The sequence below is a fragment of the Oscillochloris sp. ZM17-4 genome (genome assembly GCF_019599295.1).
GTDB lineage: Bacteria > Chloroflexota > Chloroflexia > Chloroflexales > Chloroflexaceae > Oscillochloris.
Genome location: NZ_JAIEWN010000006.1, coordinates 36,831 through 38,264 on the forward strand (window position 1 = coordinate 36,831; position 1,434 = coordinate 38,264).

Sequence of the window (1,434 nt, forward strand, 5' to 3'; positions counted from 1 at the left end):
CTCTGCGGTGGGCGGCTCCGCGGTGGGCGGCTCTGCGGTAGTCGGCTCCGCGGTGGGCGGCTCCGCGGTGGGCGGCTCCGCGGTGGGCGGCTCCGGAGCGGCTGTCTCGCCTGCGACGGCGTCCGCGCTTGGTGTGCTCTCCTGCGCGGGAGCCAGGGGCGGCATAACCCAGCGGGTCGCCTCGGCGTAGAGCGGGAATGCGATCATCAGCACACTGAGCGTGATCAGCGCTATCTCCCATCCCGTCCAGCGGGTTGGTGTGCGGCCACGGCCAGTTCGGATGGGGGGGCGGCCTTTGGCAGGCGGCTGCATAGCATCTCCTCGCTTCAGCTGTGCGGTCGAGAGCTGATCAGATCAGCGACTACAATCAGGCGCTGTGTATCCCAGTTGGTGCAGGTAATCAGGGTGAGCACGGGGTTTGGCGTCGGGTTCATCACCTCGATCTGAGTGGGCCAGACCGCCTTACGGGTGCGGACGCGGTAGGTGTAGCTCCACCCGCCGGTCTCGATCGTCACATCATCGCCGGGCCGCAGGTCGCCCAGATCACGGAAGACTCCTCCGCGCAGGCCGGCGTGGCCTGAGAGCACGGTGTTTCCAGTGTTGCCCGGCAGGGTCGTCCCGTGGTGGTAGCCGGCCGCGTAGTCGGCCACCTGCCACGCCCCATCGACGACAAAGACCTCCTTCACCGATGTGTCGACGCCCAGCGCCGGCATGATCAGGCGCTGTGGGCGCGGGTCAGCTGCGGCGGGCATTGCGAGCACCTGCTGGGGCGCCATAAAGTCCGATTCGGCCGGCGGGCTGGCCATATCGGGCGTGGTGAAGGGGAGGGCCGGCAGGTCGGCTGCCACGGCGGGCGGGGCGGTGTGGGGCAGGCGTAGGGTCGGCGTGGGCGCGGCGGATGCCACGGCCGCCTGAGCTGGCTGCGCGCTGCGTAGCTCGTGGAGCCAGTCGCGGCCGTAGCCGTCGGCAAGCCAGTAGAGGAAGACGCTGGCGGCTGCGATGACGAGCGCGCGCTCGGCGATATGGAGCGTATGATCGACCCATGTGCGCAGCAGATAGGGCTTGAGCGCCACACGACGCTGCTCGGACGCCGAGTGGAGGCGGGCCGGGCGGAGCTGCTCGCGCCTGCTCGGGACGGCCCCGGTGAGGAGCGCATCGAGCAGGGCCTGATCCGTGTCATCTGTGGGCACGGCTGGCATTGTCGGGCGATCTGCCACTGCGGCTCCTGAGGTGTGCATGGGACAGGAAGATATGATCGGCGCCGCGCTGCCGCCGATCGCGATAAGTATACACGAGGCTACGCACAGATGCAATAGCCAACGCCTACACAATGGGCGATTCGCACTGTGCCGGGGGTGAGAGTGTAAAGCGAAGTGGAAAAGAGATTGTTAGCGCGAATAAGTCCTGGGTCAAGCCCCACCGGCTGGCGACTGA

The 1,434-nt window shown here is 67.9% G+C and carries 1 protein-coding gene and 1 pseudogene; both read right to left on the reverse strand.

Annotation, left to right across the window (positions count from 1 at the left end; translation table 11 throughout):
* Positions 1-312, reverse strand: a pseudogene (locus K2Z83_RS07055) (hypothetical protein); the annotation flags it as partial.
* Positions 313-326: 14 nt separating this feature from the next.
* Entirely contained in the window at positions 327-1,217 is an 891-nt protein-coding gene (locus K2Z83_RS07060; RefSeq protein ID WP_370650092.1) for a sortase, read from the reverse strand.
* Positions 1,218-1,434: the final 217 nt, after the last annotated feature.